This is a genomic window from Mangrovimonas aestuarii, from assembly GCF_028767185.1.
GTDB lineage: Bacteria > Bacteroidota > Bacteroidia > Flavobacteriales > Flavobacteriaceae > Mangrovimonas_B > Mangrovimonas_B aestuarii.
In genome coordinates this window covers 34122-58729 of sequence record NZ_JARACK010000001.1, presented here as the reverse complement: position 1 = coordinate 58729, position 24608 = coordinate 34122, and the positions used below count along the sequence as shown (strand labels likewise).

Genomic DNA, 24608 nt, shown 5'->3' with positions numbered 1-24608 from the left:
AATGGCACAAAGAGATTTAAAATATACAAGAAATATTGGGATTGCTGCTCACATTGATGCTGGTAAAACAACAACAACTGAGCGTATCCTGTTTTATACAGGGGTTTCCCATAAGATAGGTGAGGTGCACGATGGTGCAGCTACTATGGACTGGATGGAGCAAGAGCAGGAAAGAGGTATTACAATTACTTCTGCTGCTACAACTTGTACTTGGCAGTTCCCTACCGAGCAAGGACAACCTACTGCTGATGCTAAAGGTTACCACTTTAACATTATCGATACTCCTGGTCACGTTGACTTTACAGTAGAGGTAAACCGTTCATTACGTGTATTGGATGGATTGGTATTCTTATTTAGTGCGGTAGATGGTGTAGAGCCTCAGTCTGAAACAAACTGGAGACTTGCAGATAACTATAAAGTTCCAAGAATTGGTTTTGTTAACAAAATGGACCGTCAAGGATCTAACTTCCTAGCAGTTTGTCAGCAAGTTAAAGATATGCTAGGGTCCAATGCTGTGCCAATTGTATTGCCAATTGGAGATGAAGCAGACTTTAGAGGTATTGTAGATTTAGCAAAGAACAGAGCTATTGTATGGCACGAGGATAACTTCGGAGCAACTTTCGACGTTGTAGATATCCCAGCTGATATGGTAGACGAAGTAAGACAATATAGAGCTAACCTTATCGAAGAGGTAGCTGGATATGATGAAGAGCTTCTTGAGAAGTTCATGGAAGATGAAAACTCTATCACTGAAGAAGAAGTACACGCTGCTTTAAGAGCTGCTGTAATGGATAGAGCTATTATTCCTATGATCTGTGGATCTTCATTTAAAAACAAAGGAGTACAGTTTTTATTAGATGCTGTTTGTCGTTACTTGCCTTCACCAGTAGATAAAGATGCTATTGTTGGTACTAACCCAGATACAGGAGAAGAGATTACTCGTAAACCAGACGTTAGCGAACCTTTCGCAGCATTAGCGTTTAAGATTGCTACAGATCCTTTCGTAGGACGTTTAGCTTTCTTCCGTGCCTATTCTGGACGTTTAGATGCAGGTTCTTATATCTTGAACAACCGTTCAGGTAAAAAGGAGCGTATCTCTCGTATTTACCAAATGCACTCTAACAAGCAAAACGCTATCGACTTCATCGAAGCTGGAGATATTGGAGCTGCAGTAGGGTTTAAAGACATCAAGACTGGAGATACTATGTCTGATGAAAAACACCCAATTGTATTGGAAAGTATGGACTTCCCTGATCCTGTAATTGGTATCGCTGTAGAGCCTAAGACTAAAGCCGACGTTGATAAAATGGGTATGGCATTAGCTAAATTGGCAGAAGAAGATCCAACATTTACTGCAAGAACAGATGAAGCTTCAGGCCAGACTATCATTTCTGGTATGGGTGAGCTTCACTTAGATATTATCGTTGACCGTTTGAAGCGTGAGTTCAAGGTTGAAGTAAACCAAGGACAACCTCAAGTAGAGTACAAAGAAGCTATTACAAGACGTGCAGAACACAGAGAAGTTTATAAGAAACAATCTGGTGGACGTGGTAAATTCGCAGATATAGTATTTACTCTTGAGCCTGCTGAAGAAGGTAAAACTGGACTTGAGTTCGTTTCTGAGATTAAAGGTGGTAACGTACCAAAAGAATTTATTCCTTCTATTGAGAAAGGATTCAAAATGGCAATGATTAATGGGCCATTGGCTGGATATGAGGTAGACTCTATGAAGGTTACTTTAACTGATGGTTCTTACCACGATGTGGATTCTGATCAGTTATCATTCGAATTGGCTGCTAAACTTGGTTTCAAAGCTGCTGCAAAAGCTGCTAAAGCTGTAATCATGGAGCCAATTATGAAGCTAGAGGTTCTTACTCCAGAAGAAAACATGGGGGATATTGTAGGTGACCTTAACCGTCGTCGTGGTCAAGTTAACAACATGAGCGACAGAGCAGGTTCTAAAGTAATCAAAGCAGAGGTGCCATTATCTGAAATGTTCGGTTACGTAACTTCATTACGTACATTGTCATCAGGTAGAGCAACATCTACTATGGAATTTTCACACTATGCTGAAACCCCTTCAAACATTGCTGAAGAGGTGATTAAAGCGGCTAAAGGAGTTGAAGCTTAAATCTTAAGAAAATGAGTCAAAAAATCAGAATAAAACTAAAGTCATACGATCACAACTTAGTAGACAAATCTGCTGATAAGATTGTAAAAACTGTTAAAAGTACAGGTGCTGTAGTAACTGGTCCTATTCCGTTACCAACACACAAGAAAATTTTCACTGTATTGCGTTCTCCTCACGTAAACAAAAAGTCGAGAGAGCAATTCCAATTAAGTTCTTACAAGAGGTTGTTGGATATTTACAGTTCGTCTTCTAAGACTATCGATGCTTTAATGAAACTTGAATTGCCAAGTGGTGTTGAAGTAGAGATTAAAGTGTAATGACACCATATTGAGTAACGCACTCAATAAACATGTCCCGAGCGATTGGTTAGGGAAAAACGGATAGAAATACAGTTCAGGGTCGAAATGTGTTTTTTGACCCTGAACCTTTTTAATAATAACTAATAAATTTAATTAATAATTATGTCTGGGTTAATAGGAAAGAAAATCGGTATGACCAGCATTTTTGATGAAAATGGAAAGAACATTCCATGTACAGTAATCGAAGCTGGACCATGTATCGTTACCCAAGTCAGAACCGAAGAGGTTGACGGGTATAGCGCTCTTCAACTTGGTTTCGATGACGCGACAGAAAAAAATGCTACTAAAGCTGATATTGGTCACGCTAAGAAAGCAGGTACTTCTGTAAAACGCAAAGTTGTTGAGTTCCAAGGATTCGAAGAGGAGTACAAATTAGGTGATGCCATCACTGTGGAGCACTTTAAAGAAGGAGAGTTCATAGATATTTCTGGAACTTCTAAAGGTAAAGGTTTCCAAGGGGTTGTAAAACGTCACGGATTTGGTGGAGTTGGACAAGCAACTCACGGTCAGCACAACCGTTTAAGAGCGCCTGGTTCTATTGGAGCTGCGTCTTATCCTGCGAGAGTATTCAAAGGAATGAGAATGGCCGGAAGAATGGGTGGTGAAAAAGTGAAAGTTCAAAATTTAAGAGTTTTAAAAGTGGTTGCTGATAAGAACCTACTTGTTGTAAAAGGATGTGTTCCTGGTCACAAAAATTCTTATGTAATTATTCAGAAGTAATGGAAGTAGCAGTATTAGATATCAACGGAAAAGAAACAGGGAGAAAGGCAAACCTTTCTGATGCTGTTTTTGCTATTGAGCCTAATAACCACGCTGTGTATTTAGACGTTAAGCAATATTTAGCTAATCAACGTCAAGGAACACACAAGGCTAAAGAGCGTGCAGAGATTACTGGTAGCACACGTAAGATAAAGAAGCAAAAAGGTACTGGTACGGCCAGAGCTGGTAGCATCAAGTCTGGTGTATTTGTAGGTGGTGGGCGTATGTTTGGTCCTAGACCAAGAAACTATAGCTTCAAACTTAACAAAAATGTTAAGCGTTTGGCTAGAAAATCTGCCTTAAGTATCAAAGCAAGTGAGAACGCAATTACCGTATTGGAAGACTTTAATTTCGATGCGCCAAAGACTAAAAATTTCACTTCTATGCTGAAAGCCTTAGAGTTAGATAGCAAAAAGTCTTTGTTTGTGTTGGGTGCGTCGAATAATAATGTATATTTGTCGGCACGCAATTTAAAGAACTCTGAGGTAGTAATTGCTTCAGAATTAAGCACTTACAAAATATTGAACGCTGGTCAAGTTGTTCTTTTGGAAGGTGCCTTAGAAGGAATTGTAACGAATTTAAGTAAATAAGGAAACGATGAGTATCTTAATTAAACCTATCATCACAGAAAAAGCAACGGCTCAAAGTGAGTTAAGTAATTGCTATACTTTTCAAGTGAGCACAGGAGCGAACAAGATAGAAATTAAAAATGCAGTTGAGGCTGCTTATGGCGTTTCTGTTGAAAAAGTTCGTACTATAAATGTCCGTCCAGAGCGTAGAACCCGTTATACTAAAACGGGTATTCAGCATGGTAAAACAAACGCTACTAAAAGAGCGATTGTACAACTGGCGGAAGGTGAAATGATTGATTTATACACTAACATGTAATTAGACAACGATGTCAGTAAGAAAATTAAAACCAATCACACCAGGTCAGCGATTTAGAGTAGTTAATGGATTTGACGCCATTACTACTGATAAGCCGGAGAAAAGTTTATTAGCTCCGAAAAAAAGATCTGGTGGTAGAAACAGTCAAGGAAAAATGACCATGCGCTATTTAGGTGGTGGTCATAAAAAACGTTACCGTATTATCGACTTCAAAAGAAACAAAGCTGGAATTCCTGCTGAAGTTAAGTCGATAGAATACGATCCAAACAGAACAGCTTTTATCGCGTTGTTGAACTATCAAGACGGCGAGAAGAGATATATCATTGCTCAAAATGGTTTACAGGTTGGGCAAACAGTTGTATCTGGGGACAACGTTGCTCCAGAGATCGGTAATGCAATGCCTTTAAGTCAAATTCCATTAGGAACTATTATTTCTTGTGTAGAGTTACGTCCAGGACAAGGAGCTGTTATGGCTCGTAGTGCTGGTGCTTTTGCTCAGTTAATGGCAAGAGACGGTAAGTTTGCTACAATCAAATTACCATCGGGTGAAACTCGTTTGGTGTTGGTTACTTGTATGGCTACTATCGGGGTTGTATCAAACTCAGACCACCAATTGTTAGTGTCTGGTAAAGCAGGTAGAAGCAGATGGTTAGGTAGAAGACCACGTACTCGTCCAGTAGTTATGAACCCGGTTGATCACCCAATGGGTGGTGGTGAAGGACGTTCGTCTGGAGGACACCCTCGTTCTAGAAAAGGTTTACCTGCTAAAGGTTACAGAACCCGTTCTAAGACAAAAGCGAGTAATAAGTATATTGTAGAACGCAGAAAGAAATAATAGGACATGGCAAGATCATTAAAAAAAGGACCTTACGTTCATTATAAATTAGACAAAAGAGTTCAAGAAAACGTTGAGTCTGGTAAGAAAACTGTGATCAAAACTTGGTCTAGAGCATCTATGATTACTCCAGACTTCGTAGGACAAACTATCGCAGTACATAACGGTCGTCAATTCGTGCCAGTTTATGTAACTGAAAACATGGTAGGTCACAAATTAGGAGAATTTTCACCAACAAGATCGTTTAGAGGTCACGCTGGTGCTAAAAACAAAGGTAAAAAGTAGTAAGCTATGGGAAGTCGTAAAAAACAAATGGCAGACGCTATTAAGGAAGAGAAAAAGCAAATTGCTTTTGCTAAGCTTAATAACTGTCCTACGTCACCGAGAAAGATGCGTTTAGTAGCCGACTTAGTAAGAGGTGAACGCGTAGAAAAAGCGCTAAATATTTTAAAGTTTAGCCAGAAAGAAGCATCTAATCGCTTAGAAAAACTTTTACTTTCTGCTATTGCCAACTGGCAAGCTAAAAACGAAGATGCAAGCATTGAAGATGCTGAACTTATCGTGAAGGAAATTAGAGTTGATGGTGGTGCAATGTTAAAAAGATTGCGTCCAGCACCACAAGGTCGTGCACACAGAATTAGAAAACGTTCTAACCACGTAACTATCGTGGTAGGAGCTAACAATAACACACAAAGCTAAGATAGAAGTATGGGACAAAAAACAAATCCAATCGGAAATCGCTTAGGAATTATCAGAGGATGGGAATCTAACTGGTATGGAGGTAATGACTACGGTGATAAGCTTGCCGAAGACGATAAGATTAGAAAATACGTTCATGCGCGTTTATCTAAAGCTAGTGTTTCCAGAGTAATTATTGAGCGTACGCTTAAACTTGTAACCGTTACTATCACTACGGCTCGTCCAGGTATTATTATCGGTAAAGGAGGTCAAGAGGTAGACAAGTTGAAAGAAGAGCTTAAGAAATTAACTGGCAAAGAGGTTCAAATTAACATCTTTGAAATTAAAAGACCGGAACTAGATGCATTCTTGGTAGCTTCAAGTATTGCTCGTCAAATTGAGAACCGTATCTCTTACAGACGTGCAATTAAAATGGCTATTGCTGCTACAATGAGAATGAATGCTGAAGGAATCAAAATTCAGATTAGTGGTCGTTTGAACGGAGCTGAAATGGCACGTACAGAGCACTATAAAGATGGACGTATTCCTTTATCGACCTTTAGAGCCGATATTGACTACGCACTTGTAGAAGCACATACTACTTACGGTAGACTTGGTGTTAAAGTGTGGATCATGAAAGGCGAAGTATATGGTAAAAGAGAGCTTTCTCCGCTAGTTGGAATGTCCAAAAAGCAAGGAAAAGGCGGAGGACGTGGAAACAGTAAACCTCGTCGTAGAAAGTAATTTTTTAAAGAAAAGAAAAAATGTTACAGCCTAAAAGAACAAAATTTCGTAAAACCCAGAAGGGACGTATGAAAGGAAATGCCGGAAGAGGGCACCAACTTTCAAACGGAACTTTTGGTATAAAGTCACTTGATTCAAACTTTTTGACATCACGTCAAATCGAGGCAGCTCGTATTGCAGCTACCCGTTATATGAAAAGGGAAGGGCAACTGTGGATTAAAATTTTCCCAGACAAGCCAATCACTAAAAAGCCGCTTGAGGTACGTATGGGTAAAGGTAAAGGTGCTGTAGATCATTATGCAGCTGTTGTTAAGCCAGGACGTATGTTATTCGAAGTTGGTGGTGTTCCATTGGATATCGCTAAAGAAGCATTGCGTTTGGCAGCTCAAAAACTACCTGTTAAAACTAAGTTTGTAATTGCTAGAGATTTCGAAGCATAATTTATTTGATATGATGAAACAATCAGAAATTAAAGAATTATCTACAGCTGAGTTACAAGAGAAACTTAGTGAGACAAGAAAGAGTTATGCTGACCTAAAAATGGCTCACGCAATATCTCCTTTAGAGAATCCAATTCAGTTGCGTTCTACAAGACGTACAATCGCAAGATTGGCAACAGAATTAACTAAAAGAGAACTACAATAATTCTGCTGAAAGATGGAAAAAAGAAATTTAAGAAAAGAACGTGTAGGTGTTGTTACTAGTAACAAAATGCAGAAGTCTATTGTGGTTTCTGAGGTTAAAAAAGTAAAACACCCTATATATGGAAAGTTCGTGTTAAAAACGAAAAAATACGTTGCACACGACGAGAAAAACGATTGTAACATTGGAGATACTGTAAAGATCATGGAAACAAGACCTTTAAGTAAATCTAAGTGTTGGAGATTAGTTGAAATAATTGAAAGAGCGAAGTAATTATGGTACAACAAGAATCAAGATTAAAAGTAGCTGACAACACTGGAGCTAAAGAAGTTTTAGTAATCCGTGTTTTAGGTGGTACAAAAAGAAGATATGCTTCTGTTGGAGATAAAGTAGTTGTATCTGTAAAAGATGCTACGCCTAACGGAAACGTGAAAAAGAAAGCAGTTTCTACTGCAGTTGTTGTACGTACCGTAAAGGAAGTAAGAAGGCCAGATGGATCTTACATTAGATTCGACGATAACGCTTGTGTACTTTTAAACGCTGCTGGCGAAATGAGAGGAACTCGTGTTTTTGGTCCTGTTGCTAGAGAACTTCGTGACAAACAATTCATGAAAATTGTATCATTAGCACCTGAAGTGCTTTAATGAAATATTAAGATGACAAAGCTTAAAATTAAATCAGGAGATACTGTAAGAGTAATTGCCGGAGATCACAAAAATGCCGAAGGTAAAGTACTTAAAGTATTCAAAGATAAGAACAAAGCGATTGTTGAGGGTGTAAACATGGTGAAGAAACACACCAAGCCTAGCGCACAAAACCCTCAAGGTGGAATCGTGGAAAAAGAAGCACCAATTCATATCTCAAACCTATCTTTGTTGACCTCTAAAGGGGAGACTACAAGAGCTGGTGTACGTATGGAAGGTGACAAGAAAGTAAGATTTTCAAAAAAATCCAATGAAGTAATTTAGTTATGGCATATTTACCTAGACTTAAAGAAGAGTACAAAAGCAGAGTAATTGCAGCTCTTACAGAAGAATTTGGATATAGTAATGTAATGCAAGTGCCTAAACTTGAAAAGATAGTATTATCTAGAGGTGTTGGTGCTGCCGTTGCAGACAAAAAGTTAATTGATTACGCAGTAGACGAGTTAACCACTATATCAGGACAGAAAGCCGTTGCTACATTATCTAAAAAGGATATCGCAACTTTCAAACTTCGTAAAGGAATGCCAATCGGGGCAAGAGTGACTTTACGTGGTGAAAGAATGTGGGAATTTTTAGATCGTTTGATTACTTCAGCCTTACCACGTGTAAGAGATTTTAACGGAATCAAAGCTAACGGATTTGACGGAAGAGGTAACTATAACCTTGGAATTACAGAGCAAATTATTTTTCCTGAAATTGATATCGATAAGGTTAACAAAATCTCAGGATTAGATATTACCTTTGTGACCTCGGCACAAACCGATAAGGAAGCAAAATCATTATTAACCGAATTAGGATTACCTTTTAAAAAGAACTAAGTTATGGCTAAAGAATCAATGAAAGCCCGCGAGGTAAAAAGAGCTAAAACTGTAGCAAAATATGCAGAGAAACGCAAAGCTTTATTAGAAGCTGGCGATTACGAAGCATTACAAAAGCTGCCAAGAAATGCTTCTCCTGTTCGTATGCATAATAGATGTAAGCTTACCGGAAGACCAAAAGGATATATGCGTCAGTTTGGTATTTCGCGTGTAATGTTCAGGGAAATGGCCAACCAAGGGCTTATCCCAGGAGTTAAAAAAGCAAGTTGGTAAAAACATTATAAACTGGTTTAAGGTTCGGGGCATATTGCCCCGAAAACCAAAACCGCAAATTTATTCACTATGTACACAGATCCTATTGCGGATTACCTAACAAGAGTTAGAAATGCAGTGCGAGCAAACCACAGAGTTGTGGAGATTCCTGCATCTAACCTTAAGAAAGAAATAACTAAAATTTTATTCGATCAAGGATACATTTTAAGTTATAAGTTTGATGACTCTTCAGTACAAGGAACTATTAAAATAGCTCTTAAGTACAACAAAGAGACTAAAGAACCTGTAATTAAGAAGATCCAGAGAATAAGTAAACCTGGTTTACGTAAGTATGCTAGCGCTAAAGAAATGCCTAGAATTCTTAATGGACTTGGAATTGCCATCGTTTCTACTTCTCACGGAGTAATGACTGGTAAGCAAGCTCAAAGAGAGAATGTAGGTGGCGAATTATTATGTTACGTTTACTAATAAATACCATTAAGACATGTCAAGAATAGGAAATAGCCCAGTAGCAATTCCGGAAGGAGTTACAGTCGAAGTCAACGAAAACGTGGTAACAGTTAAAGGGAAATTAGGAGAATTATCTCAAGAAATCACTGCTGTATCTGTAAAAGTTGAAGATGGTAATGTTTTAGTTGAACGTTCTGCTGAAAACAAAGAACAAAAAGCCAAACATGGTCTATATAGAGCTCTGATTAGCAATATGATAACAGGAGTGTCTAAAGGATGGACTAAAGAATTGGAATTAGTAGGGGTAGGATACAGAGCAAGCAACCAAGGACAAAAACTTGACCTTGCTTTAGGTTTTTCTCATAATATTGTTTTAGATTTAGCGCCCGAAGTTAAAATTGAAACGGTTTCAGAAAAAGGAAAGAACCCAATAGTAAAGTTAACTTCTCACGATAAACAGCTTGTAGGACAGGTTGCTGCGAAGATTCGTTCGTTCCGTAAGCCAGAACCTTACAAAGGAAAAGGTATCAAGTTTGTTGGAGAAATCATTAGAAGAAAAGCAGGTAAATCAGCTTAATAATTGAGTTATGGCATTAACAAAGAACGAGAGAAGATTAAGAATAAAAAACAGAATCAGAAAAGTAGTTTCTGGTACAGAAGCCAGACCTAGATTAGCTGTTTTTAGAAGCAACAAAGAGATTTATGCTCAAGTGATAGATGACGTTACAGGAAAAACCCTAGCATCGGCATCTTCAAGAGATAAAGATATTAATTCTGCAACTGGTAGTAAATCAGAAATCGCTACCCTTGTTGGTAAAACGGTTGCTGAAAAAGCTTTAAAAGCTGGTGTAGACACAATCTCTTTTGATAGAGGTGGATATTTATACCATGGTAGAGTTAAATCATTAGCTGACGGAGCTAGAGAAGCAGGACTTAAATTCTAAGAAATTATGTATCAAAAATACAAAAGCGCAGAGTTAGTAAAACCAAGTGGATTAGATCTTAAAGATCGTTTAGTTGGTGTACAGAGAGTTACAAAAGTAACTAAAGGAGGTAGAGCATTCGGCTTTTCTGCTATTGTTGTAGTAGGAGACGAAGCTGGTGTGGTAGGACACGGTTTAGGAAAATCTAAAGATGTTGCTAGTGCAATTGCAAAGGCTATCGAAGATGCTAAGAAAAACCTTGTACGCATCCCATTGGTAAAAGGAACTTTACCTCATGAGCAAAAAGGTAAATTTGGTGGAGCTAGAGTAAACATCATCCCAGCCGCTCCTGGTACCGGGGTTATTGCCGGTGGTGCAGTAAGAACTGTATTGGAAGCTGTTGGTGTACACGATGTACTTTCTAAATCTCAAGGATCATCAAACCCTCATAACGTAGTTAAGGCAACTTTTGATGCATTATTACAGTTACGCGATGCTAATACTATTGCCCGCGATAGAGGTATATCTCTTGAAAAAGTTTTTAACGGATAATTAAGGATACGATGGCAAAGATAAAAGTAACAAAAGTTAGAAGTGCAATTAACCGCCCTTTAAGACAAAAGCGTACTCTTGAGGCGTTAGGTCTTAAAAGAATCGGTCAGGTTGTAGAGCATGATGCCACACCAAATATCCTTGGTATGGTTGAAAAAGTAAAACACTTAGTTTCTATTGAAGAAACCAAATAAAGATACTGAAAAATGGATTTAAGTAATTTAAAACCTGCAGAAGGTTCAGTTAAAAGTCAAGGGAAGCGCGTAGGTCGTGGACAAGGATCTGGTAAAGGTGGCACTGCAACAAGAGGTCACAAAGGAGCTAAGTCACGTTCTGGATATTCTAAGAAAATTGGATTTGAAGGAGGGCAAATGCCACTTCAAAGACGTGTTCCTAAGTTTGGCTTTACAAACATTAACCGTAAAGAGTACCAAGGAATTAACCTAGACACTCTTCAACAATTGGTTGATGATGGGAAAATTAAAGATACAGTTGATTTTGACACTTTAGTTTCTTTGAGATTAGCCGGAAAGAATGAGATGGTTAAAATCTTAGGAAGAGGAGAATTAAAAGCAAAAATCAAGGTGTCTGCTCATAAATTTACTGCTTCAGCAAAAGCTGCTATCGAAGCAGCAGGAGGAGAGGCTGTAACTTTATAAGAACTTATTAAGCGCATGAAATTTATAGAGACGTTAAAAAATGTTTGGAAAATAGAGGAGCTAAGAAACAGAATTATAGTTACTCTTGGTCTGTTATTAGTTTATCGTTTTGGTGCACAAGTAGTGCTTCCTGGTATTGATGCCTCTCAATTAGAAGGTTTGGCAGATAGTACAGATGATGGGCTACTAGGGCTATTAAATGCATTTACGGGGGGAGCTTTTGCAAACGCTTCTGTATTTGCTTTAGGGATTATGCCATATATTTCTGCTTCTATTGTTGTGCAGTTAATGGGAATTGCAATTCCTTATTTACAAAAGCTGCAGAAAGAAGGAGAGAGTGGACGTAAAAAGATCAATCAAATTACAAGATGGTTAACTATCGCTATTTGCTTGGTTCAAGCACCGGGATATTTAGCTAGTTTACCTAGCTTAGGAATTCCTCAAAGTGCCTTTTTATTAGGCCAAGGCGGTTTATTCTATTTTTCTTCTGTTATTATTTTAGTAACTGGATGTATATTTGCCATGTGGTTAGGTGAACGTATTACTGATAAAGGTATTGGTAATGGTATTTCATTATTGATCATGGTAGGTATTATCGCGACATTGCCTCAGGCGTTTTTACAAAATGCAGCATCTCGTATGGAGACTAATGCAGTAATGCTGATCCTTATCGAGTTGGTATTGTGGTTCGTTATTATTTTAGCATCTATAATGCTGGTAATGGCAGTGCGCAAGATAGCAGTTCAATATGCAAGAAGAACAGCTACTGGTGGATATGAGAAAAATGTTATGGGAGCAAGAGATTACATTCCTTTGAAGCTTAATGCTTCAGGGGTAATGCCAATTATCTTCGCCCAAGCTATTATGTTCGTGCCTGGACTAATTGGAGGATCTTCATTAATGAAAGAATCTGCAGTTGGTCAATGGTTACAAACACAGTTCTCAGACGTATTCGGGTTTACTTACAATTTAGTGTTCGCGTTGTTAATTATTGTTTTCACGTATTTTTACACCGCGATTACTGTGCCAACAAATAAGATGGCAGACGACTTGAAGCGTGCCAATGGGTTTATCCCAGGTATTCGTCCAGGATCTGAAACAGCAGACTATTTAGATAAAATAATGTCTCAAATAACATTGCCTGGTTCTATTTTCTTAGCTGTAATTGCCGTGTTCCCGGCAGTTATCGTGAAGTTGATGAACGTTCAATCAGGTTGGGCCTTATTTTTCGGTGGTACATCATTATTAATTATGGTTGGAGTTGCAATCGATACCATGCAGCAAGTAAACTCTTATTTGCTTAACAGACACTATGATGGCTTGATGAAAACAGGTAAAAATAGAAAAGCAGTAGCTTAATTATTATACTATGGCGAAACAAGCAGCAATAGAACAAGACGGAACAATCATTGAAGCATTATCTAATGCAATGTTCCGTGTTGAATTGGAAAATGGTCACATTGTGACTGCACACATATCCGGGAAAATGCGTATGCACTACATTAAGTTGTTACCGGGAGATAAAGTAAAATTGGAAATGAGTCCTTACGATTTAACTAAGGCTAGAATAACTTATAGATACTAATACGATGAAAGTAAGAGCATCAGTTAAAAAGAGAAGTGCAGATTGTAAGATCGTGCGCAGAAAAGGTAGACTTTACGTAATTAACAAAAAGAATCCTAGATTCAAACAAAGACAAGGGTAATTATGGCAAGAATTGCAGGTGTAGATATACCAAAACAAAAGAGAGGGGTAATCTCTTTAACTTATATCTTCGGAATAGGTAAGAGTAGAGCCCAAGAGATTTTAGCAACTGCTAAGGTAGACGAAAACATCAAAGTTCAAGATTGGACAGACGATCAAATCGGAAGCATCCGTGAAGCTGTTTCGTCTTTCACTATTGAAGGTGAATTACGTTCTGAAACGTCTATGAACATTAAGCGTTTAATGGACATCGGATGTTACAGAGGTATCCGTCACAGAGCGGGACTTCCTTTAAGAGGTCAGCGTACTAAAAACAACTCTAGAACAAGAAAAGGTAAAAGAAAAACAGTTGCTAACAAGAAAAAAGCAACTAAATAATAAGTAGACATTAGTCATTAGTTTTAGAAGTTAGATGAATCTGTTTGAAATAGAAATGTTTAGGATTCTAACAACTAATAACTAACAACTTGAAACTAAATTAATATGGCAAAGTCAAATACTAAAACTAAAAAACGTAAAGTTATCGTAGATTCAGTTGGAGAAGCGCATATCAATGCTTCTTTCAATAACATCATAATCTCATTAACTAACAAGAAAGGTGACGTTATTTCGTGGTCTTCAGCTGGTAAAATGGGATTCCGTGGATCTAAGAAAAACACTCCTTACGCTGCTCAAATGGCTGCAGAAGATGCTACTGCAGTAGCTCAAGAAGCTGGTTTAAAGAAAGTAAAAGTATACGTTAAAGGTCCTGGTAACGGTAGAGAATCTGCTATCCGTTCTATCCACAATGCTGGTATCGAAGTTACGGAAATCATCGATGTAACTCCACTACCACACAACGGATGTAGACCTCCTAAACGTAGAAGAGTATAATTTATTTGTATATCTAAAATTAATATCAATTGTTAACGCAGTTGATATTAATTTTTTTATACGTAAATTTGCAAACTGAAAAAAAAACAAGTATAACAAGAGATTAACGATTATCGAAGGATAAGATTAAGACCTTAATTCATAATCACTCTTAAAATCAATTAAAATGGCAAGATATACTGGTCCTAAAACTAAAATAGCTCGTAAGTTTGGCGAAGCTATCTTTGGAGACGACAAAGCTTTTGAAAAAAGAAATTATCCTCCAGGGCAACATGGTGCTAACAAGCGTCGTGGTAAAAAATCTGAATACGCAATCCAGTTAATGGAAAAGCAAAAAGCTAAGTATACTTATGGTATCTTAGAGCGTCAGTTTAGAAACATCTTCAAGAAAGCAACTGCTGCACCAGGAATTACTGGTGAGGTATTGTTACAACTTTGTGAGTCCAGATTAGACAACGTAGTATTCAGAATGGGAATTGCTCCTTCTCGAAGTGCTGCAAGACAATTAGTATCTCACAGACACATTACCGTAAATGGTAGTGTTGTAAACATTCCTTCTTATACTCTTAAGGCAGGTGATGTTGTAGCGGTAAGAGAAAAGTCTAAATCTCTTGATGCTATCGACAGATCTCTTTCTAACTCAAGTCACGTTTACGAGTGGATTACTTGGAATGACGAAAAGAAAGAAGGAACTTATGTTGCTGTTCCTGCAAGAATCCAGATTCCTGAAAACATTAACGAACAGTTCATCGTAGAATTATATTCTAAATAATAAATTAACTATATTGGTATTTAGCCAAAGGGTTTATTCGTACTTCTTCAAACTTATAGACCGCGCAACTAAATAACAATTAAAACGAAGAAAAACACATGGCAGTATTTAATTTTCAAAAGCCCGACAAAGTAATCATGATTGATTCATCAGATTTTGAAGGGAAATTCGAATTTAGACCTTTAGAACCTGGTTATGGATTAACAGTAGGTAACGCATTAAGACGCGTTTTACTTTCTTCTTTGGAAGGTTTTGCAATTACATCGGTTAGAATTGAAGGCGTAGACCACGAGTTCTCTACTATCCCTGGTGTGGTTGAAGATGTTACTGAAATTATCTTAAACCTAAAACAGGTTCGTTTTAAGCAGCAGATTGAGGATATCGACAATGAGTCGGTAACTATATCTGTCTCTGGACAAGAGCAAATTACTGCCGGGGATTTCCAAAAGTTCATCTCAGGTTTCCAAGTATTAAATTCAGATCTTGTAATCTGTAACTTAGACCCTAAGGTAACTGTTAATATGGAGATTAGTATAGAAAAAGGTAGAGGTTACGTACCAGCAGAAGAAAACAAAAAAGCTACTGCACCGGTTGGAACTATCTTCACAGATTCTATCTACACGCCCATTAAAAACGTTAAGTACAGCATTGAAAACTATCGTGTAGAGCAAAAAACGGATTATGAGAAATTGGTATTTGAAATTATTACCGATGGATCCATTGCTCCGCAAGATGCACTTACCGAAGCTGCTAAAACATTAATCCATCACTTCATGTTGTTCTCTGATGAGCGCATTACTTTAGAAGCTGATGAGATCGCTCAAACAGAAACTTATGATGAAGAATCTCTTCACATGAGACAGCTATTGAAAACCAAATTGGTTGACATGGATCTTTCAGTAAGAGCATTAAACTGTTTAAAAGCTGCAGAGGTAGACACTTTAGGAGATTTGGTGTCATTTAACAAAAACGACTTGATGAAGTTCCGTAACTTCGGTAAGAAATCTTTAACAGAGCTTGAAGAGCTTGTAAACGTTAAAGGTCTTAACTTCGGTATGGACTTATCAAAATATAAATTAGATAAAGACTAACACGTTCATAATTTGCTCCTCTGAAGAGAGTTGAGCAAGATGATCGCTAAATGAAAATGTCATGAGACACGGAAAAAAAGTAAACCATTTAGGTAGAAAAACAGCTCACAGAAAAGCTATGTTGGCAAATATGGCTTGTTCTCTAATCGAGCACAAACGTATTAACACGACTGTTGCTAAGGCTAAAGCGTTAAAGCAATTTATCGAGCCATTGGTAACCAAGTCTAAAGAAGATACAACTCATAACAGACGTATCGTTTTTAGTCGATTAAGACAAAAAGATGCGGTTACTGAGCTTTTTAGAGACGTAGCTGTTAAAGTTGGTGACAGACCTGGAGGATATACAAGAATCATTAAGCTTGGTAACCGTCTTGGGGATAACGCTGATATGGCTATGATCGAATTGGTAGATTACAACGAAATCTACAATGCAGATTCAGCTAAGAAGAAAACTACACGTAGAAGTAGAAGAGGTGGTGCTAAGAAAACTACTGATGCTCCTGCTACAGAAACTCAAGCTTCTAACGAAGAAGAATAAATTGAGGTTCATTAATAAATATTTAAGGATAAACTTTTTTAGTTTATCCTTTTTTTATGCAATTTTGCAAAACTTTTCTAAGCAATGAAATATCAAAATCGAAAAAAAGCATTAATTCTCCTAGCTGACGGAACCATTTTTTATGGTAAGGCCGTAGGAGATAAAGAAGGTACTGCATTTGGTGAAGTGTGTTTTAACACTGGAATGACTGGTTATCAAGAGATTTTTACCGACCCATCATACTTTGGGCAACTTATGGTAACTACCAATGCTCACATAGGTAACTATGGTACCAATAAGGATGAAATAGAATCTGATAGCGTAAAGATTGCGGGGTTGATCTGTAAAAACTTTAGTTACGACTACTCACGTCCGGCAGCTGATGCTTCATTAGAATCGTTTTTAAACGAGAACAATCTATTCGCAATTTCCGATGTAGATACTAGAGCATTAGTTAGCTATATTAGAGACAACGGTGCGATGAATGCTGTTATTTCTACAGATGTAGATAACATAGAAGGACTTAAAGAACAATTGGCAAACGTTCCAGATATGAACGGTTTGGAGTTGGCTTCTAACGTTTCTACTAAAGAACCTTATTATGTAGGTGATGAGAATGCTACTTATAAAATTGCAGCTTTAGATATAGGTGTTAAGAAGAACATCTTAAGAAACCTAGCAAAGCGCGATGCTTACATTAAAGTATTCCCATACAATACTACATTCGAAGAAATGAGTGAGTGGAATCCTGATGGATATTTCTTATCTAATGGTCCTGGAGATCCAGAGCCTCTGGTAGACGCACAAAACCTTGCCAAGGAAGTAATAAACAGAAACCTTCCATTATTTGGTATTTGTTTAGGTCACCAAGTTATTGCTTTGGCAAATGGCATCTCTACTTATAAGATGCACAATGGTCACAGAGGAATTAACCACCCAGTTAAAAATATCATATCAGGAAAAGGTGAAATCACTTCCCAAAACCATGGTTTTGCCATAAACAGAGAAGAAGCCGAAGGCCATCCAGATATTGAAATTACACACCTTCACCTAAACGACAACACTGTTGCTGGAATTAGGATGAAGAGTAAAAACTGTTTTTCGGTACAGTACCACCCAGAGGCTAGCCCTGGGCCACACGATGCCGATTATTTGTTCGATCAGTTTATAGAGAATATAAAGAAGAACAAAAACTAATAAAACAAGAACCTCAAGGACTAAAAACGCTTTGAGGTTTTTTAGTTTAAGAGTATAATTATCATTGCCGAAAACAATTTTGTATATTCGGTAGCTTAACTATAAAACCAAATAATATAAACTTCAATACAATGAGTATCATTATTAATGTTCATGCCAGACAAATTTTAGACTCTCGCGGTAATCCAACTGTAGAGGTAGATGTGATAACCGAAAACGGAGTAATGGGACGTGCTGCTGTTCCTTCAGGAGCTTCAACCGGAGAACACGAAGCTGTAGAGCTTAGAGATGGAGGAGATGCGTTCATGGGGAAAGGAGTAACTAAAGCTGTAGAAAACGTAAATTCTATTATTTCTCGTGAGTTGGTTGGCGTGTCTGTGTTTGAGCAAAATACTATCGATCAATTAATGATCGAAATTGATGGTACACAAAATAAATCTAAATTAGGTGCTAATGCTATTTTAGGAGTGTCTTTAGCTGTTGCTAAGGCAGCTGCTAACGAATTGGGAATGCCACTTTACCGCTATGTAGGTGGTGTATCAGCGAATACACTTCCTGTACCGATGATGAACATCATCAATGGTGGGTCTCACAGTGATGCTCCTATCGCGTTCCAAGAGTTTATGGTTATGCCCGTTAAGGCAGAAAACTTTACCCATGCAATGCAAATGGGTACTGAAATTTTCCATAACCTAAAAAAGGTGTTACATGATAGAGGTTTGAGCACTGCAGTGGGTGACGAAGGTGGATTTGCTCCAACTTTAGATGGAACTGAAGATGCTTTGGATACTATTGCAAAGGCTGTTGAAAATGCAGGTTATAAATTAGGAGACGATATTATGATTGCTCTTGATTGTGCTTCTTCTGAGTTCTACGTAAATGATAACTATGATTACACAAAGTTTGAAGGAGAGTCAGGAAAAATAAGAACTAGTAAAGAGCAAGCTGATTATCTAGCTGAGTTATGTGAAAAATACCCTATCATCTCTATTGAAGATGGTATGGACGAAAATGATTGGGACGGCTGGCAGTACCTAACTGAAAAGGTTGGAGATAAAGTACAGCTTGTAGGTGACGATTTATTCGTAACTAACGTAGAGCGTTTGTCAAGGGGTATTGAAAACGGAATAGCTAACTCTATCCTCATCAAAGTAAATCAAATTGGAACTTTGACCGAAACTATTGCTGCTGTAAATATGGCTCATAATGCTGGATTTACATCTGTAATGTCTCACCGTTCTGGTGAAACTGAAGATAATACTATTGCTGATCTTGCGGTAGCGTTGAATTGCGGACAGATTAAAACCGGTTCGGCTTCACGTAGTGATCGTATGGCGAAATACAACCAATTGCTTCGTATAGAAGAAGAGTTGAATTCTGTAGCTTACTACCCACAAGAAAAAGCATTTAAGGTAAAACAATAAGCCTTTAGGCGTTATAAAAAGTGGCCATTGTATAGCAATGGCCACTTTTTTTATGCCATAAGTTTTAAAAATATGTTAATTGATAAATCCTTTGCCGATATACTTTAAAAATAGTCAGCTATTTCGTATTTTCGTGGGGTTTAATAAAACGACCATTTCACAATAAAATTTTCAAGATATATGTCAAACACTGCTACGTTAGAAATTAACGGTAAAAAATACGATTTTCCACTTATACAAGGAACAGAGAATGAAGTTGCCATCGATATAAAAAACCTTAGGGCGGCTACTGATGGTGTTGTAACAATCGATCCAGGATATAAGAATACAGGAGCTTGTGAAAGTGCAATTACTTTCCTTGACGGAGAGAAAGGAATCTTGAGATATAGAGGATATTCAATCGAAGAGCTAGCAGAAAAAGCAGACTTTCTTGAAGTAGCATATCTTTTGATTTTTGGAGAACTACCAACAGTAGAGCAATTGGATAAATTCCATACAGATATTAAAGCTCAATCTGTAGTTGACGATGATGTTAAGAAGATTGTTGATGCATTCCCTAAATCAGCACATCCAATGGGCGTGTTGGCATCTTTGACAAGTGCTTTAACAGCATTCAACCCCTCGTCTGTTAATACAGAATCTGAAGAGGATATGTACAACGCTATAGTTAAAATAATGGGTAAATTCCCAGTATTGGTAGCTTGGGCAATGCGTAAAAAACAAGGTTTACCATTAGATTATGGTGATAAATCTCTTGGGTATGTGGAAAACGTTTTGAAAATGATGTTCAAGCAGCCTAACGAAGAGTTTGTTTTAAACCCTATAGTAGTAAACGCATTGGACAAACTATTGATCCTTCATGCCGACCATGAGCAAAACTGTTCTACTTCTACAGTAAGAATTGTTGGTTCATCACATGCAGGATTGTTCGCTTCTTTGTCTGCAGGTATTTCTGCACTTTGGGGGCCTCTTCACGGTGGAGCAAACCAAGCTGTTTTGGAAATGTTAGAAGGGATTAAAGAAGATGGTGGTGATACTAAAAAATACATGGCCAAAGCTAAGGATAAAGACGATCCATTCCGTTTAATGGGATTTGGACACCGTGTCTACAAGAACTTTGATCCTAGAGCGAGAATCATCAAAAAAGCGGCCGATGAAGTATTGGGAGATTTAGGTGTAGAAGATCCAATTTTGGGTATTGCTAAAGGATTAGAAAAAGAAGCACTAGAAGACTCTTACTTCGTTGATAGAAAATTATACCCTAACGTAGACTTCTACTCTGGAATCATATATAGAGCTATGGGAATCCCAACAGAAATGTTTACGGTTATGTTCGCTTTAGGGCGTCTGCCAGGTTGGATTGCTCAATGGCGTGAAATGCGTTTACGTAAAGAGCCTATTGGTCGTCCAAGACAAATTTACACAGGAGAAACCTTAAGGTCTTTTAAAGAGAAAAACGAAAGATAAAATAAGAAATTAATCAATTAAAGCGTGTCATACTGAGCTAGTCGAAGTAGTCACGCTTTTTTTATACAGATAGATATGAGTAGATCGATTAAGATTATTAAAAACAGATCGGATATTGGTGCTGGAACCCGCGGTTCTGATATGGGGATAGATGCTATAGAGATTGCTGCGATTAAAGTAAATAATGATTATTTTAATCAGTTTGATTTTGAAGATATTGAGACTGAAAACGAATCCATTTATAGTAAAGTACAAAACTCTTTTGCAAAGCGAATTAAAAGTGTGCATGACCAATGCACACGTTTGAGTGATGCAGTAATGCGAAGTATAGAAGATAATAACTTCCCATTAGTACTTTCGGGAGATCACTCATCAGCTTTAGGAACAATATCTGGAGTTAAAGCTGCTAATAAGGACAAGCGTTTAGGTGTGGTTTGGATAGACGCACATGCAGATATTCATTCTCCTTATACATCACCTTCCGGTAACATTCATGGAATGCCTCTTGCAGCAGCAATTTCTGAAGATAATATGTCCTGTAAAATCAATGATGTTTCTGAGGAGACGAAGAATTATTGGGAGGCTATGAAAAATATTGGTTGTCAGGGAGCAAAACTTGCCGCAGATGATATTGTATATTTTGGAGTTCGCGATACTGAAGAGCCAGAAGACAAACAAATAGAAGCGTTAGGTATCAAAAATTATATGGTGCATGAGGTGCGTTACAGAGGATTAGAAACTTGTGTTAATGAGGCTTTGGATAGATTATCAGATTGTGATATAATTTATGTTTCTTTTGATGTTGATAGTATGGATTGCGATATGATTTCTTACGGAACAGGAACTCCTGTACCTAAAGGTTTTGATCAGTACGAAATTATAGCAATTATTAATCAAATTATTAACTCTAAAAAAGTAGCTGCTGTTGAGTTTGTAGAAGTGAATCCTTTATTGGACTTTAAAGGAAATAAAATGGCAGAAACTGCTTTTGAGGTTTTAGATGCTATAACCAAAACCATAAAGGAAACTATTTAAATTTCCCCTCATTATGCGACAAACTGCAAATACCATATTGATGGTTCGTCCAGTGAATTTTAGAATGAATGAGCAGACAGCCGTAAACAACCATTACCAAAAGGTGTTGGATAACCTATTGCCGGAAACAGTTAATGTTAAGGCTCAACAAGAGTTCGATGCTTACGTTGAAAAGCTGGAAAGTGTGGGCGTAAATGTTGTTGTAATTGATGATACCAAAGGAACAGATACTCCAGACTCTATATTTCCTAATAATTGGATATCATTCCATGACAGCGGGACTGTAGCTCTCTATCCTATGTTTGCCGAAAACAGACGATTGGAGCGTCGAGGGGATGTGTTTGACATTCTTGAGGAAAAAGGGTTTAGGATAGATGACGTTGTTGATTATACATCAGCAGAGGAAGAAGAAGTATTTTTAGAAGGCACTGGGAGTTTGCTTTTAGATCGTGTAAACCGTAAAGCCTATTGTGCTTTATCTCCTCGATCTGATGAAGATTTGTTTATTGAGTTCTGTGAGGATTTTGAATATACACCGGTAACGTTTCATGCTAATCAGACTGTTAATGGTGAGCGAAAGGCTATTTATCATACCAATGTAATGATGTGTTTGGCTGAGACTTTTGCCGTTATCTGTTTGGATTCTATAGACAATAAAAAAGAACGTAAGAGTGTTATTGATTACTTAAAGCAGGACGAAAAGGAAATTATAGCCATTACAGAAGATCAGGTAAACAGTTTTGCTGGAAATATGTTACAGGTTAGAGGGGAGAACGATAAAAGATATTTGGTGATGAGCCAAGTGGCATACGATAGTCTTACCCAAGATCAAATTAATACAATAAATAAGCACTGTGATATTTTAAGCAGTAGCTTGGATACCATTGAAAAGTGTGGGGGAGGAAGTGCTCGTTGTATGATAGCCGAGGTGTTCTTACCCAAGGCTTAAGCTTCAACAGCTTCAAAAGTATTGGATTTAGGGAGCTCAACAAAAAAGGTGCTCCCTTTTTTTTCTGCACTTTCAACCCATATCTTCCCGTGGTTCAGGTCTACAAGCTCTTTACATATGGAAAGCCCTAAACCTGTTCCTTTTTCGTTTTTAGTACCAGTTGTAGTAAAGGATTTGTTATGGAAAAGTTTTTTAATGTTTTCTTTCGGTATTCCAATACCTGTGTCGGCAATACTTAATATGCTGTTGCCATTACTTATGTGATTATTAATAATAATATGGTCACCAGGTCTGGTAAACTTAATAGCGTTGGCCAATAAATTTTGAACTATAATTTCTACCATGCTTCTATCTGCATAGATAAAATCCCTCAAGGTTTGGTTCTCAATACTAACCCCTTTGCGTTCTGCTTTTTGTTCGAACAGTTTTATTTTTTCCTCTACCACTTCCTTGATGTCAAATAAACTGGGGTTGGCTTCTAACGATTGCATCTGGGATTTTGACCAATTAAGAAGGTTAAAGAGCAGAAGTGATGCATTATTGGCATTATCGCTTAATTCTGGAATCAATCCGTCAAACTCCTGACGACTTAAACTCCCTTCTTTTAACAAGTCTATAAAACCGTTTATAGAACTCAATGAGTCCTTTAGGTCATGTGAAATAATTGAAAACAATTTGTCCTTTACCTTGTTGATGTTTTCCAGGTTTGTAGCTTGTTCCGTAATCGATTTGTTTTGAGTCTCTATGCGTTCGTTCTTTTCTTCCAATTCCTTGGTGTACTGCATACGACTTCTTCTTTTAGAATAGATAAGGATAAAGAAAGTGGCTAAAACAACAAAAGCGCCTAAAAGAATGTAGGTTATTAATTTTAAGCGGTTTACCTTGGTTATGTCTGCGATTACTGATGGTGCTTCTTCTCTAATTGGTGGGGTGTATCCAGGGTCAAAAGGAACCTCTGAATTATGGACACTGAGATTAGCCATTTCTTTAGTGTTTGTAGCCAAAGAGTCTTTTAGACTAAAATATTGTCGTTGCCAATACAAAGCATTTTTATAATTTGAAGTAGAGCTATCTAACTCCATTAGAAGCTTATAATTATTCAAAAGTTGAACTTTGTCGTCCAATGCTTTTGCAATATTAAATGCTTGAAGTAATTGAACTCTCGCGATATCTAAATTACCTTGCTTTAGATTTAGTTCTCCAAGATTGTTTTGAGTAATTAACAGACCAGGAATGAAGTTGGTTGTAGTATTAAACTTGTATGCTTCATCTAAATATTCTTTGGCCAAAGAAAAATTCTCCAGTTTGGTATATTCACCACCCAATAAAGGTAGAATTTCACCTCTTATACTATCAGAACTGTTAGATGAGGTAAGTAATGCGGCTCTATAGTATTCTATAGCTTTACGATGGTCATCCTTTAAAGCGTATAGTCGTCCGAGGTTAGCGTTGGATTTCACCAGTTGTTTTTCATTAAACGATAGTTGAACCAAGTTTAAAGCTTTATGATTGTATTCTATGGCCTCATTAATTAGGTTCATATCCTCATAAGTGGCGGCCAAACTGCAATAGGCGGTTTGTAACTCATTATTAAGTCCACGGCGTTCAAGTTCGTTGATGGCTGATAGTACGTATTGTAACCCTGTATTGAAGTTACCTCTTTTAATTTCCAGAAGCCCAATTCTGTTGTTTACTCTAGCCACTTCTAGTGTATCATTGAGTTGTGCAAAAATCATCTTGCATTTTGCGAAGTTATCAACAGCATTAATATAGTCGTCTTTTGCAGAATAGATTAAAGCTTTGTAATAGGTAGTAGAAGCAAGTCCTTTTGGGTAATCTATTTCTTCAGAAAGTTTTTCGGTTTCCAATAGGTAGCGAAGTGCTGTAGTGTAATCCGATTTACTGTAAAGGGATTCAATGAGTTTTAAGGAGGTTTTTACCTTGCTACTGTCTTGACTTTGGAATGCCAAAGCAATGCTCAAACTATCTGTTTCCCGATTTTGGGAAAAGGTGTTCAATGCAAAAATGAAAACAAGTAAAGTAATTACTCTGTTCATATAATGGTTGGTTATATGAGTCCTGTAATCAATCAAAACATTTCAGGTTGAGGGAAAGATAGAAATGCTTTTTAGATGTATAGGT

Annotated in this window: 36 protein-coding genes; 35 read left to right on the top strand and 1 reads right to left on the bottom strand. The window is 37.4% G+C overall.

Going from position 1 to position 24608, the window contains the following annotated elements:
* Nucleotide 1 precedes the first annotated feature (1 nt).
* The 35 genes from fusA (at nucleotide 2) to ctlX (ending at nucleotide 22466) form a co-directional block, all read left to right on the top strand.
* Nucleotides 2–2131, top strand: a complete 2130-nt coding sequence (gene fusA / locus PWU04_RS00310) for an elongation factor G (protein ID WP_274473803.1) — start codon at nucleotides 2–4, stop codon at nucleotides 2129–2131.
* 11 nt (nucleotides 2132–2142) lie between these two features.
* The gene (gene rpsJ / locus PWU04_RS00305) at nucleotides 2143–2448 is read left to right on the top strand and encodes a 30S ribosomal protein S10 (protein ID WP_007650482.1); all 306 of its coding nucleotides are present in this window, start codon (nucleotides 2143–2145) and stop codon (nucleotides 2446–2448) included.
* Nucleotides 2449–2592: 144 nt separating this feature from the next.
* The gene (gene rplC / locus PWU04_RS00300; RefSeq protein WP_274473802.1) at nucleotides 2593–3210 is read left to right on the top strand and encodes a 50S ribosomal protein L3; all 618 of its coding nucleotides are present in this window, start codon (nucleotides 2593–2595) and stop codon (nucleotides 3208–3210) included.
* Entirely contained in the window at nucleotides 3210–3839 is a 630-nt protein-coding gene (rplD, locus tag PWU04_RS00295) for a 50S ribosomal protein L4 (protein WP_274473801.1), read from the top strand. Before rplC ends, rplD begins: the two co-directional genes overlap by 1 nt.
* Nucleotides 3840–3846: 7 nt before the next feature.
* A complete protein-coding gene (gene rplW, locus PWU04_RS00290; protein WP_274473800.1) occupies nucleotides 3847–4137 on the top strand; it encodes a 50S ribosomal protein L23 in 291 nt (96 codons plus the stop codon).
* 10 nt (nucleotides 4138–4147) lie between these two features.
* On the top strand, nucleotides 4148–4972 hold the full coding sequence (rplB, locus tag PWU04_RS00285) for a 50S ribosomal protein L2 (RefSeq protein WP_274473799.1): 825 nt from the start codon (nucleotides 4148–4150) through the stop codon (nucleotides 4970–4972).
* A 6-nt stretch (nucleotides 4973–4978) separates the two neighbouring features.
* Entirely contained in the window at nucleotides 4979–5257 is a 279-nt protein-coding gene (gene rpsS / locus PWU04_RS00280; RefSeq protein WP_274473798.1) for a 30S ribosomal protein S19, read from the top strand.
* A gap of 6 nt (nucleotides 5258–5263) precedes the next feature.
* Nucleotides 5264–5671, top strand: a complete 408-nt coding sequence (gene rplV / locus PWU04_RS00275) for a 50S ribosomal protein L22 (protein WP_274473797.1) — start codon at nucleotides 5264–5266, stop codon at nucleotides 5669–5671.
* A gap of 9 nt (nucleotides 5672–5680) precedes the next feature.
* Complete coding sequence (rpsC, locus tag PWU04_RS00270; RefSeq protein WP_274473796.1) at nucleotides 5681–6394, top strand: 30S ribosomal protein S3; 714 nt, start codon at nucleotides 5681–5683, stop codon at nucleotides 6392–6394.
* A 20-nt stretch (nucleotides 6395–6414) separates the two neighbouring features.
* Nucleotides 6415–6834: a 50S ribosomal protein L16 gene (gene rplP / locus PWU04_RS00265; RefSeq protein ID WP_274473795.1), complete on the top strand. Its 420-nt coding sequence runs from the start codon at nucleotides 6415–6417 to the stop codon at nucleotides 6832–6834.
* 13 nt (nucleotides 6835–6847) lie between these two features.
* Complete coding sequence (gene rpmC / locus PWU04_RS00260; protein WP_274474256.1) at nucleotides 6848–7039, top strand: 50S ribosomal protein L29; 192 nt, start codon at nucleotides 6848–6850, stop codon at nucleotides 7037–7039.
* 12 nt (nucleotides 7040–7051) lie between these two features.
* A complete protein-coding gene (gene rpsQ / locus PWU04_RS00255; RefSeq protein ID WP_274473794.1) occupies nucleotides 7052–7309 on the top strand; it encodes a 30S ribosomal protein S17 in 258 nt (85 codons plus the stop codon).
* Nucleotides 7310–7311: 2 nt separating this feature from the next.
* Entirely contained in the window at nucleotides 7312–7680 is a 369-nt protein-coding gene (rplN, locus tag PWU04_RS00250) for a 50S ribosomal protein L14 (protein WP_274473793.1), read from the top strand.
* A 12-nt stretch (nucleotides 7681–7692) separates the two neighbouring features.
* Complete coding sequence (gene rplX / locus PWU04_RS00245) at nucleotides 7693–8004, top strand: 50S ribosomal protein L24 (RefSeq protein WP_274473792.1); 312 nt, start codon at nucleotides 7693–7695, stop codon at nucleotides 8002–8004.
* A 2-nt stretch (nucleotides 8005–8006) separates the two neighbouring features.
* The gene (rplE, locus tag PWU04_RS00240) at nucleotides 8007–8558 is read left to right on the top strand and encodes a 50S ribosomal protein L5 (protein ID WP_274473791.1); all 552 of its coding nucleotides are present in this window, start codon (nucleotides 8007–8009) and stop codon (nucleotides 8556–8558) included.
* 3 nt (nucleotides 8559–8561) lie between these two features.
* Complete coding sequence (gene rpsN / locus PWU04_RS00235; RefSeq protein ID WP_274473790.1) at nucleotides 8562–8831, top strand: 30S ribosomal protein S14; 270 nt, start codon at nucleotides 8562–8564, stop codon at nucleotides 8829–8831.
* Between the two features lie 69 nt (nucleotides 8832–8900).
* Entirely contained in the window at nucleotides 8901–9299 is a 399-nt protein-coding gene (gene rpsH / locus PWU04_RS00230; RefSeq protein ID WP_274473789.1) for a 30S ribosomal protein S8, read from the top strand.
* A 16-nt stretch (nucleotides 9300–9315) separates the two neighbouring features.
* On the top strand, nucleotides 9316–9858 hold the full coding sequence (rplF, locus tag PWU04_RS00225) for a 50S ribosomal protein L6 (protein WP_274473788.1): 543 nt from the start codon (nucleotides 9316–9318) through the stop codon (nucleotides 9856–9858).
* A gap of 10 nt (nucleotides 9859–9868) precedes the next feature.
* Complete coding sequence (gene rplR, locus PWU04_RS00220) at nucleotides 9869–10225, top strand: 50S ribosomal protein L18 (RefSeq protein ID WP_274473787.1); 357 nt, start codon at nucleotides 9869–9871, stop codon at nucleotides 10223–10225.
* Nucleotides 10226–10231: 6 nt separating this feature from the next.
* Nucleotides 10232–10756, top strand: coding sequence for a 30S ribosomal protein S5 (gene rpsE, locus PWU04_RS00215; protein WP_274473786.1), 525 nt, complete (start codon nucleotides 10232–10234; stop codon nucleotides 10754–10756).
* Nucleotides 10757–10767: 11 nt separating this feature from the next.
* The gene (rpmD, locus tag PWU04_RS00210) at nucleotides 10768–10950 is read left to right on the top strand and encodes a 50S ribosomal protein L30 (RefSeq protein WP_274473785.1); all 183 of its coding nucleotides are present in this window, start codon (nucleotides 10768–10770) and stop codon (nucleotides 10948–10950) included.
* 12 nt (nucleotides 10951–10962) lie between these two features.
* On the top strand, nucleotides 10963–11415 hold the full coding sequence (gene rplO / locus PWU04_RS00205; RefSeq protein WP_274473784.1) for a 50S ribosomal protein L15: 453 nt from the start codon (nucleotides 10963–10965) through the stop codon (nucleotides 11413–11415).
* Nucleotides 11416–11430: 15 nt separating this feature from the next.
* The gene (gene secY, locus PWU04_RS00200) at nucleotides 11431–12774 is read left to right on the top strand and encodes a preprotein translocase subunit SecY (protein ID WP_274473783.1); all 1344 of its coding nucleotides are present in this window, start codon (nucleotides 11431–11433) and stop codon (nucleotides 12772–12774) included.
* 10 nt (nucleotides 12775–12784) lie between these two features.
* On the top strand, nucleotides 12785–13000 hold the full coding sequence (gene infA / locus PWU04_RS00195; RefSeq protein WP_007094967.1) for a translation initiation factor IF-1: 216 nt from the start codon (nucleotides 12785–12787) through the stop codon (nucleotides 12998–13000).
* 4 nt (nucleotides 13001–13004) lie between these two features.
* Nucleotides 13005–13121, top strand: coding sequence for a type B 50S ribosomal protein L36 (gene ykgO, locus PWU04_RS00190; protein WP_013305171.1), 117 nt, complete (start codon nucleotides 13005–13007; stop codon nucleotides 13119–13121).
* 2 nt (nucleotides 13122–13123) lie between these two features.
* Nucleotides 13124–13498 carry a 30S ribosomal protein S13 gene (gene rpsM / locus PWU04_RS00185; RefSeq protein WP_274473757.1) on the top strand — a complete coding sequence of 125 codons (375 nt, stop codon included), beginning with the start codon at nucleotides 13124–13126 and terminating at the stop codon, nucleotides 13496–13498.
* A 105-nt stretch (nucleotides 13499–13603) separates the two neighbouring features.
* Complete coding sequence (gene rpsK / locus PWU04_RS00180) at nucleotides 13604–13993, top strand: 30S ribosomal protein S11 (RefSeq protein ID WP_274473756.1); 390 nt, start codon at nucleotides 13604–13606, stop codon at nucleotides 13991–13993.
* Nucleotides 13994–14159: 166 nt separating this feature from the next.
* The gene (gene rpsD, locus PWU04_RS00175) at nucleotides 14160–14765 is read left to right on the top strand and encodes a 30S ribosomal protein S4 (RefSeq protein ID WP_274473755.1); all 606 of its coding nucleotides are present in this window, start codon (nucleotides 14160–14162) and stop codon (nucleotides 14763–14765) included.
* 98 nt (nucleotides 14766–14863) lie between these two features.
* A complete protein-coding gene (locus PWU04_RS00170; RefSeq protein ID WP_274473754.1) occupies nucleotides 14864–15856 on the top strand; it encodes a DNA-directed RNA polymerase subunit alpha in 993 nt (330 codons plus the stop codon).
* 61 nt (nucleotides 15857–15917) lie between these two features.
* Nucleotides 15918–16394 (top strand): 50S ribosomal protein L17, encoded by a 477-nt coding sequence (rplQ, locus tag PWU04_RS00165; protein WP_274473753.1) that lies wholly within the window; start codon nucleotides 15918–15920, stop codon nucleotides 16392–16394.
* A gap of 84 nt (nucleotides 16395–16478) precedes the next feature.
* On the top strand, nucleotides 16479–17591 hold the full coding sequence (gene carA, locus PWU04_RS00160; protein WP_274473752.1) for a glutamine-hydrolyzing carbamoyl-phosphate synthase small subunit: 1113 nt from the start codon (nucleotides 16479–16481) through the stop codon (nucleotides 17589–17591).
* Between the two features lie 131 nt (nucleotides 17592–17722).
* Nucleotides 17723–19015, top strand: a complete 1293-nt coding sequence (gene eno / locus PWU04_RS00155) for a phosphopyruvate hydratase (protein ID WP_274473751.1) — start codon at nucleotides 17723–17725, stop codon at nucleotides 19013–19015.
* 180 nt (nucleotides 19016–19195) lie between these two features.
* Complete coding sequence (locus tag PWU04_RS00150; protein ID WP_274473750.1) at nucleotides 19196–20482, top strand: citrate synthase; 1287 nt, start codon at nucleotides 19196–19198, stop codon at nucleotides 20480–20482.
* A 75-nt stretch (nucleotides 20483–20557) separates the two neighbouring features.
* Nucleotides 20558–21517: an arginase gene (gene rocF, locus PWU04_RS00145; protein WP_274473749.1), complete on the top strand. Its 960-nt coding sequence runs from the start codon at nucleotides 20558–20560 to the stop codon at nucleotides 21515–21517.
* A gap of 13 nt (nucleotides 21518–21530) precedes the next feature.
* Nucleotides 21531–22466 carry a citrulline utilization hydrolase CtlX gene (gene ctlX / locus PWU04_RS00140; protein WP_274473748.1) on the top strand — a complete coding sequence of 312 codons (936 nt, stop codon included), beginning with the start codon at nucleotides 21531–21533 and terminating at the stop codon, nucleotides 22464–22466.
* Here the strand turns inward: ctlX and PWU04_RS00135 are convergent.
* Nucleotides 22463–24523 carry a tetratricopeptide repeat-containing sensor histidine kinase gene (locus PWU04_RS00135; protein WP_274473747.1) on the bottom strand — a complete coding sequence of 687 codons (2061 nt, stop codon included), beginning with the start codon at nucleotides 24521–24523 and terminating at the stop codon, nucleotides 22463–22465. The two genes, ctlX and PWU04_RS00135, sit on opposite strands and share 4 nt — an antisense overlap.
* Between the last annotated feature and the right edge of the window lie 85 nt (nucleotides 24524–24608).

What these genes read in the sequence shown, in the direction of transcription:
- rpsM (WP_274473757.1), top strand. Translation starts at nt 13,124, where the DNA reads ATGGCAAGAATTGCAGGTGTAGATATACCAAAACAAAAGAGAGGGGTA.
- PWU04_RS00170 (WP_274473754.1), top strand. Translation starts at nt 14,864, where the DNA reads ATGGCAGTATTTAATTTTCAAAAGCCCGACAAAGTAATCATGATTGAT.
- rplD (WP_274473801.1), top strand. Translation starts at nt 3,210, where the DNA reads ATGGAAGTAGCAGTATTAGATATCAACGGAAAAGAAACAGGGAGAAAG.
- rpsS (WP_274473798.1), top strand. Translation starts at nt 4,979, where the DNA reads ATGGCAAGATCATTAAAAAAAGGACCTTACGTTCATTATAAATTAGAC.
- rpmD (WP_274473785.1), top strand. Translation starts at nt 10,768, where the DNA reads ATGGCAAAGATAAAAGTAACAAAAGTTAGAAGTGCAATTAACCGCCCT.
- rpsE (WP_274473786.1), top strand. Translation starts at nt 10,232, where the DNA reads ATGTATCAAAAATACAAAAGCGCAGAGTTAGTAAAACCAAGTGGATTA.
- rplW (WP_274473800.1), top strand. Translation starts at nt 3,847, where the DNA reads ATGAGTATCTTAATTAAACCTATCATCACAGAAAAAGCAACGGCTCAA.
- rplR (WP_274473787.1), top strand. Translation starts at nt 9,869, where the DNA reads ATGGCATTAACAAAGAACGAGAGAAGATTAAGAATAAAAAACAGAATC.
- rpsQ (WP_274473794.1), top strand. Translation starts at nt 7,052, where the DNA reads ATGGAAAAAAGAAATTTAAGAAAAGAACGTGTAGGTGTTGTTACTAGT.
- fusA (WP_274473803.1), top strand. Translation starts at nt 2, where the DNA reads ATGGCACAAAGAGATTTAAAATATACAAGAAATATTGGGATTGCTGCT.
- rplB (WP_274473799.1), top strand. Translation starts at nt 4,148, where the DNA reads ATGTCAGTAAGAAAATTAAAACCAATCACACCAGGTCAGCGATTTAGA.
- rplQ (WP_274473753.1), top strand. Translation starts at nt 15,918, where the DNA reads ATGAGACACGGAAAAAAAGTAAACCATTTAGGTAGAAAAACAGCTCAC.
- carA (WP_274473752.1), top strand. Translation starts at nt 16,479, where the DNA reads ATGAAATATCAAAATCGAAAAAAAGCATTAATTCTCCTAGCTGACGGA.
- secY (WP_274473783.1), top strand. Translation starts at nt 11,431, where the DNA reads ATGAAATTTATAGAGACGTTAAAAAATGTTTGGAAAATAGAGGAGCTA.
- rplE (WP_274473791.1), top strand. Translation starts at nt 8,007, where the DNA reads ATGGCATATTTACCTAGACTTAAAGAAGAGTACAAAAGCAGAGTAATT.
- rpsN (WP_274473790.1), top strand. Translation starts at nt 8,562, where the DNA reads ATGGCTAAAGAATCAATGAAAGCCCGCGAGGTAAAAAGAGCTAAAACT.
- ykgO (WP_013305171.1), top strand. Translation starts at nt 13,005, where the DNA reads ATGAAAGTAAGAGCATCAGTTAAAAAGAGAAGTGCAGATTGTAAGATC.
- rocF (WP_274473749.1), top strand. Translation starts at nt 20,558, where the DNA reads ATGAGTAGATCGATTAAGATTATTAAAAACAGATCGGATATTGGTGCT.
- infA (WP_007094967.1), top strand. Translation starts at nt 12,785, where the DNA reads ATGGCGAAACAAGCAGCAATAGAACAAGACGGAACAATCATTGAAGCA.
- rplF (WP_274473788.1), top strand. Translation starts at nt 9,316, where the DNA reads ATGTCAAGAATAGGAAATAGCCCAGTAGCAATTCCGGAAGGAGTTACA.
- rpsH (WP_274473789.1), top strand. Translation starts at nt 8,901, where the DNA reads ATGTACACAGATCCTATTGCGGATTACCTAACAAGAGTTAGAAATGCA.
- rplN (WP_274473793.1), top strand. Translation starts at nt 7,312, where the DNA reads ATGGTACAACAAGAATCAAGATTAAAAGTAGCTGACAACACTGGAGCT.
- rplV (WP_274473797.1), top strand. Translation starts at nt 5,264, where the DNA reads ATGGGAAGTCGTAAAAAACAAATGGCAGACGCTATTAAGGAAGAGAAA.
- rpsJ (WP_007650482.1), top strand. Translation starts at nt 2,143, where the DNA reads ATGAGTCAAAAAATCAGAATAAAACTAAAGTCATACGATCACAACTTA.
- rplP (WP_274473795.1), top strand. Translation starts at nt 6,415, where the DNA reads ATGTTACAGCCTAAAAGAACAAAATTTCGTAAAACCCAGAAGGGACGT.
- eno (WP_274473751.1), top strand. Translation starts at nt 17,723, where the DNA reads ATGAGTATCATTATTAATGTTCATGCCAGACAAATTTTAGACTCTCGC.
- rpmC (WP_274474256.1), top strand. Translation starts at nt 6,848, where the DNA reads ATGAAACAATCAGAAATTAAAGAATTATCTACAGCTGAGTTACAAGAG.
- rpsK (WP_274473756.1), top strand. Translation starts at nt 13,604, where the DNA reads ATGGCAAAGTCAAATACTAAAACTAAAAAACGTAAAGTTATCGTAGAT.
- rplX (WP_274473792.1), top strand. Translation starts at nt 7,693, where the DNA reads ATGACAAAGCTTAAAATTAAATCAGGAGATACTGTAAGAGTAATTGCC.
- rpsC (WP_274473796.1), top strand. Translation starts at nt 5,681, where the DNA reads ATGGGACAAAAAACAAATCCAATCGGAAATCGCTTAGGAATTATCAGA.
- rpsD (WP_274473755.1), top strand. Translation starts at nt 14,160, where the DNA reads ATGGCAAGATATACTGGTCCTAAAACTAAAATAGCTCGTAAGTTTGGC.
- PWU04_RS00135 (WP_274473747.1), bottom strand. Translation starts at nt 24,523, where the DNA reads ATGAACAGAGTAATTACTTTACTTGTTTTCATTTTTGCATTGAACACC.
- ctlX (WP_274473748.1), top strand. Translation starts at nt 21,531, where the DNA reads ATGCGACAAACTGCAAATACCATATTGATGGTTCGTCCAGTGAATTTT.
- rplC (WP_274473802.1), top strand. Translation starts at nt 2,593, where the DNA reads ATGTCTGGGTTAATAGGAAAGAAAATCGGTATGACCAGCATTTTTGAT.
- rplO (WP_274473784.1), top strand. Translation starts at nt 10,963, where the DNA reads ATGGATTTAAGTAATTTAAAACCTGCAGAAGGTTCAGTTAAAAGTCAA.
- PWU04_RS00150 (WP_274473750.1), top strand. Translation starts at nt 19,196, where the DNA reads ATGTCAAACACTGCTACGTTAGAAATTAACGGTAAAAAATACGATTTT.